The organism is Micrococcus sp. HMSC31B01 (assembly GCF_001816085.1).
In the GTDB taxonomy this organism is placed as follows: domain Bacteria; phylum Actinomycetota; class Actinomycetes; order Actinomycetales; family Micrococcaceae; genus Micrococcus; species Micrococcus luteus.
In genome coordinates this window covers 1-5,095 of the sequence record NZ_KV825102.1, presented here as the reverse complement: position 1 = coordinate 5,095, position 5,095 = coordinate 1, and the positions used below count along the sequence as shown (strand labels likewise).

General features: G+C 72.7%; 5 protein-coding genes and 3 tRNA genes. 6 read left to right on the top strand and 2 right to left on the bottom strand.

Annotated elements, in window-relative coordinates; translation table 11 throughout:
* Nucleotides 1–70 precede the first annotated feature (70 nt).
* Nucleotides 71–1,045 carry a universal stress protein gene (locus HMPREF3105_RS05835; protein WP_070708964.1) on the top strand — a complete coding sequence of 325 codons (975 nt, stop codon included), beginning with the start codon at nt 71–73 and terminating at the stop codon, nt 1,043–1,045.
* 7 nt (nt 1,046–1,052) lie between these two features.
* Here the strand turns inward: HMPREF3105_RS05835 and HMPREF3105_RS05830 are convergent, their stop codons facing one another.
* A complete protein-coding gene (locus tag HMPREF3105_RS05830; protein ID WP_002856128.1) occupies nt 1,053–1,448 on the bottom strand; it encodes a metallopeptidase family protein in 396 nt (131 codons plus the stop codon).
* A 125-nt stretch (nt 1,449–1,573) separates the two neighbouring features.
* On the opposite strand from HMPREF3105_RS05830, the gene HMPREF3105_RS05825 reads away from it, so the two are divergent.
* The 4 genes from HMPREF3105_RS05825 (at nt 1,574) to HMPREF3105_RS05810 (ending at nt 2,691) form a co-directional block, all read left to right on the top strand.
* Nucleotides 1,574–1,646, top strand: a tRNA-Glu gene (locus tag HMPREF3105_RS05825).
* A 116-nt stretch (nt 1,647–1,762) separates the two neighbouring features.
* A tRNA-Asp gene (locus HMPREF3105_RS05820) sits at nt 1,763–1,836 on the top strand.
* 72 nt (nt 1,837–1,908) lie between these two features.
* Nucleotides 1,909–1,984 (top strand) — tRNA-Phe (locus HMPREF3105_RS05815).
* Nucleotides 1,985–2,076: 92 nt separating this feature from the next.
* The gene (locus HMPREF3105_RS05810) at nt 2,077–2,691 is read left to right on the top strand and encodes a cysteine hydrolase family protein (RefSeq protein WP_041103605.1); all 615 of its coding nucleotides are present in this window, start codon (nt 2,077–2,079) and stop codon (nt 2,689–2,691) included.
* 7 nt (nt 2,692–2,698) lie between these two features.
* Here HMPREF3105_RS05810 and HMPREF3105_RS05805 read toward each other — a convergent pair whose 3' ends face one another.
* On the bottom strand, nt 2,699–2,965 hold the full coding sequence (locus HMPREF3105_RS05805; protein ID WP_041103606.1) for a hypothetical protein: 267 nt from the start codon (nt 2,963–2,965) through the stop codon (nt 2,699–2,701).
* A gap of 202 nt (nt 2,966–3,167) precedes the next feature.
* On the opposite strand from HMPREF3105_RS05805, the gene HMPREF3105_RS05800 reads away from it, so the two are divergent.
* The gene (locus HMPREF3105_RS05800; protein WP_070708963.1) at nt 3,168–5,027 is read left to right on the top strand and encodes a BCCT family transporter; all 1,860 of its coding nucleotides are present in this window, start codon (nt 3,168–3,170) and stop codon (nt 5,025–5,027) included.
* Nucleotides 5,028–5,095: the final 68 nt, after the last annotated feature.

The following is a 5,095-nucleotide window of genomic DNA, read 5'->3' as shown; positions in this document are numbered from 1 at the left end:
CGAGGCGTAGACTGGAGGCACTCGGCCGGGTCCGCCCGGGGCCCGTCGAGTCCGACTCGAGGAGGTCGCCATGTCCGCCCAGACCCAGCCCGCCGCCACCCGCCGTGAGGACGCACCGCTCGGCGTCCTGGTGGGTGTGGACGGCTCCGACCAGTCCGTCTCCGCCGCCCGCTGGGCCCAGCGCGAGGCCGGCCTGCGCGGCGAGCCGCTGACCCTCGTCACCGCCTACTCGATCCCCGCGTACTGGGGTTACGGCGCGGACGCCAGCGGCGCCGTCCTGGACGACTCCCGTCTCCGCGAGGGCGTGCAGGCCCTCCTGGAGGAGGTCGCCGGCAAGCTCGACGCCGACGGGGTGCGTCCGGAGCTGCGTGTGGAGATCGGGGACGCGGCCGGCGTCCTCGTGGAGCTCTCCGCCGAGGCCTCCCTGCTCGTCTCGGGCGCGCGCGGCCGCGGCGGCTTCATGGGCCGCCTGCTCGGCTCGGTGGCCGCCGCGCTGCCCGGCCACGCGCACTGCCCGGTCGCCATCATCCCCGCCGGGGTCGAGGCCAGCCGCGCGGGGGACAGGACCGCCGTCGTGGTGGGCGTCGACGGTTCCGAGCAGGGCCGTGCCGCCGCTCTCGAGGCCGCTGAGGAGGCCCGCCTCCGCCAGGCCCCGCTGAAGCTCGTGTGCGCCGTCCCGCCCCTGGGCGCGAATGCCGCGTGGCTGGCGGTCAGCCTGGACGAGGAGGCCCGCGAGCGGGAGCTGCGGGAGCGTCTCGAGGCCGGCGCCGCGTGGATCAGCTCCGAGTTCCCCGGTCTCGAGGTCCTCACCGAGCTCGTGGACGGCACCCCCGTGGACGTGTTGGTGGACCAGACCGCCACCGCCCGCCTCACCGTGGTGGGCACGCGCGGTCTGGGCGGCTTCGCCGGTGCGATCGTCGGCTCCACCAGCCGCGGCGTCGCGGACCACGCGAAGGGTCCGGTGCTCGTCGTCCCGTTCCGCGAGGACGTCCGCCTCGGCCGCCGCGCCTCGTTCGGCCCGGTCCAGGACCAGTCGGGGTCCTGACCGGCGCTCAGCCCCAGCCGAGCTCGTGGAGGCGCTCCTCGGAGATGCCGAAGAAATGCCCCACCTCGTGCATGACGGTGACGGTGATCTCGTCCTCGAGCTCGGCGCGGGAGGTGCAGTGGCGGGTGAGCGGGCCGCGGAACACCACGATCCGGTCCGGCATCTGCCACGCGAACTCGGCGCGCTCGGTCAGCGGCACGCCCTCGTAGAGGCCGAACAGCTCGGTGGCCGGGTCCTCCCAGCGCTGCGGCTCGTACTCGTCCTCCACCACCACGACGACGTTCGTCAGCAGCCGTGCCAGCTCGTCCGGGATGCGGGTGAGGGCCGCGGAGACGGCGTCGTCGAACTCCTGCTCGCTCATCCACGTGGCGGCGGGCTGCTCGGGCGACGGGCGGTGGTCCACGGCGGCTCCTGGGTGTGCGGGGCTCCGCGGCGCGGAGGGCGGCCGGCCGGCGGCCGGACTTGCCGGAGGGTCTGCGGCCACCATAGACTCCCAGGGTCCACCTCGGGAATCTCGACACCGGACCTGCCCCTATCGTCTAGAGGCCTAGGACACCGCCCTTTCACGGCGGCGACACGGGTTCGAATCCCGTTGGGGGTACGCAGAACGGCCGCCCTCGGCGGCCGGAACGGCACGTGGAGCGTGGACTTGCACGACGCTCGGAGGCTCTGCTAGAGTTTCCACTCGTTGCGAAAGCGGCGAGAACAACAGAACATGGCCCTGTAGCGCAGTTGGTTAGCGCGCCGCCCTGTCACGGCGGAGGTCGCGGGTTCAAGTCCCGTCAGGGTCGCTCGGATCGTCCGATCACCGGCATTCGGAAACGGAGTCCGGTGACGCATGGTCCTGGTGACGAAGGTCGCCGGGCTCTGTAGCTCAGTTGGTAGAGCGTACGACTGAAAATCGTAAGGTCACCGGATCGACGCCGGTCGGAGCCACCACTTCGAGAAGGCCCCCCGCAGACGCGGGGGGCCTTCGTCGTCCGGGGCGACGGGCCGCTGACAGGCGGCGACGCGGTGGGCACACTGGTTCGATGCCCGATTCCCCCTCCGCCCGCGCGACCGGCGGCGAGACCGCGCTTGTGGTGATCGACGTCCAGCACAGCTACTTCGAGCATCCCGCGCTGGCTGCCCAGCAGGCCGAGCTGACGGCGGCGGTCGTGGAACTGCTCCGGACCGCGCGCGAGGCCGGCCGTCCCGTCTTCCTGGTGCGGACCGAGCACGCGCGGGACCGCTCCACGTGGACGTTGAACATGCTGGCCGACGGCGAGGGCTTCGCCTTCCCGGGCACCCGGCAGGCGGCTCTGCTCGACGGGGTCGCGGCGGCCGCCCCGGACGCCGTCGAGGTCGTGAAGACCCGGGACTCCGCCTTCCACGGCACAGGACTGGCGGCCGAGCTGCGGGGCCGCGGGGTGGATCGGCTCCTGCTGTGCGGCGTCTCCACCCACAGCTGCATCGCCGAGACCGCCACGGCCGCGTTCGCCCTCGACTTCCACGCCGCGATCGCGACGGACGCGATCGCCTCCGAGGAGCCGGCGCTGGCCGCGGCGATGCTCGACTTCCTCCGCGACGAGATGCGTCAGCCGCTCCTCGGGCAGGACGAGGCACTCACCCTCCTGCGCACCGGCCTCGTCCCCGACCGGGGCTGAGGGGCGTTCACAGGATCTCGACGTCGCCCTCGTCCGCACGCGTGCGGTCCTGGGCGTCCTCCTCGATGTGCATGGCGGCGGACTCCGCATTGCGCAGGGAGTCCGGGGCACGTCCCTCCCCGGCCCGGTGCTGCGGGTCGTCCGAGCCGCCGCGCACGGGCTGGCCGTCGCGGCCGTCCTCCGGCTCGGGGTCGCCGGCGGCGTTGGGATCGGCGAGCAGGTCCGTCTCGAGCTCTCGTTCGTCCTCGCGGTCCTCGAAGGGGACGTCGGTCATGGTGCGGGTCCTTCCTCTCACGGGCGGGCCCGTCCGGCGCCGCCGTCGTCGTGGTGCCCCACACCCTAGTGAGGCCGCCCACGCCTCACCAGGGGGCGCCCGCGCCGGGGCCGTGGGCGCGGTCACCCGGCCGGGTGAGACCGTCCACTCGGCCGCGTCTCAGGCGGGGGGCCGGCGCGCGGGACCACGTAGGGTCGGGAGGATGAGCGATCCGACACCGCCCTTGAAGAATCCACTGGATCCTGAGCGGGCCGACACCCGCCCCTCCTCCGCCCCCACGGCCGACGGCGCCGTCGCCCCTGCCACCTCCGCCGCGGCCGCCCGCGACCGCGTCCTGCTGCCGTGGGTGTTCTGGCCCTCCGCGGTCATCGTGCTCTCCTTCGTGGGGGCCACGCTGCTCGCCCCCGAGCAGATGACCGTGGGCATCGGCCTGGTCCAGCAGGCCATCATCACGAACTTCTCGTGGTGGTACGCCCTCGTCGCCCTGTTCTTCGTGCTGTTCTGCGGCTACCTCGCGTTCTCCCGCAAGGGCGACATCACCCTGGGCAAGCCCGATGAGAAGCCCGAGTTCTCCACGCTGTCCTGGTTCTCCCTGCTCTTCGCGGCGGGCATGGGCATCGGCCTCGTGTTCTTCGGCATGACCGAGCCGCTCATGCACTTCACCTCGCCGCGGCCCGACCTGGCGGCCGCCAACCCCACCCAGGCGGAGGCCGCCCAGTCGGCGCTGGCCACCACGTTCCTGCACTGGGGCCTGCAGCCCTGGGCGATCTACGCGGTGGTGGGCGTGGCGGTCGCGCTGGCCATCCACCGGCGTGGCCGTCCCCTCGCGCTGCGCTGGGCCTTCGAGCCGCTGATCGGCGAGCGCCGCGTGCGCGGCGGCTGGGGCCACCTGATCGACAACATCGCCCTCATCGGCACCGTCTTCGGCGTGGCCACCTCGCTGGGCCTCGGCGTCACCCAGATGTCCGCGGGCCTGCGTGCGCTGGGCATCGTGCCCGAGGACAGCCCCTGGCTCGAGTACGCCATGATCGGCGCGGTCACCTGCGTGGTGCTCTACACCGTGGTCTCCGGCGTGGAGCGCGGCATGAAGTGGCTGTCCAACACCAACCTGATCCTGGCCGCCGGCCTGCTGCTGTTCATCGCGATCGTGGGGCCCACCGCGTTCCTGTTCAAGGAGATGGTGCAGTCCCTCGGCTCCTACATGCAGTACTTCTTCGCGAACTCGCTCAACGTCTCCGCGTTCTATGGCGCCGAGGGCGACGCGTGGCAGGCCGGCTGGAGCGCGTACTACTGGGGCTGGTGGATGTCCTGGACGCCGTTCGTCGGCATCTTCATCGCCCGCATCTCGCGCGGTCGCACCGTGCGCGAGTTCATCGCCGGCGTGCTGCTGGTGCCCACCCTGGTCTGCGTGGTCTGGTTCGGCATCCTGGGCGGCACCGCGATCTTCCTCGAGACCACCCGCCCGGCCGGGTACACCTCCGTGGTGGGCGCGGACGGCGCCATCGACTCGAACACCGCGCTGTTCCAGGTGCTCGAGCAGCTGCCCGCGGGCATGATGCTCGTGGTCGGCGCCATCATCCTCTCGGGCATCTTCTTCATCACCTCCGCCGACTCGGGCTCGCTCGTGATGGGCATGCTCGCCACCGGCGGCGACGTGAACCCGAAGGCCACGGTGAAGATCTTCTTCGCCATCGCCACCTCGCTCATGGCCGCGGCACTGCTGGCCGCGGGCGGCCTGTCCGCGATCCAGGTCCTGGCCATCACCATCGGCCTGCCGTTCTCCGTGCTGATGCTGCTGATCTGCCTGGCCACGTTCCGCTCGCTCGGCTACTCCGTGGCGCGGGTGGAGGCGGTGCGCCGCCAGGCCATGCTGGCCTCCATCAAGGACCGCCTGGGCCTCGAGTCCGACGACGACGAGGTGGTCGACGCCGGCCCCGTGGCGGCCTCGCAGTGGTGGGCCTCGCTCAGCCGGGACCACCAGCAGCGGATCGCCGATGCGGCCGCCGGCGTCCCGGCCTCAGAGGGGCCCCGCCGCCCCCGGCTGCGCCGCCACGAGCACTGACGTCCGGCCTCCCGGGCGACCTCCCGGCCCCGACGAGAACGGCCCCTGTCCCGCGCGGGACAGGGGCC

What these genes read in the sequence shown, in the direction of transcription:
- HMPREF3105_RS05805 (WP_041103606.1), bottom strand. Translation starts at nt 2,965, where the DNA reads ATGACCGACGTCCCCTTCGAGGACCGCGAGGACGAACGAGAGCTCGAG.
- HMPREF3105_RS05800 (WP_070708963.1), top strand. Translation starts at nt 3,168, where the DNA reads ATGAGCGATCCGACACCGCCCTTGAAGAATCCACTGGATCCTGAGCGG.
- HMPREF3105_RS05835 (WP_070708964.1), top strand. Translation starts at nt 71, where the DNA reads ATGTCCGCCCAGACCCAGCCCGCCGCCACCCGCCGTGAGGACGCACCG.
- HMPREF3105_RS05810 (WP_041103605.1), top strand. Translation starts at nt 2,077, where the DNA reads ATGCCCGATTCCCCCTCCGCCCGCGCGACCGGCGGCGAGACCGCGCTT.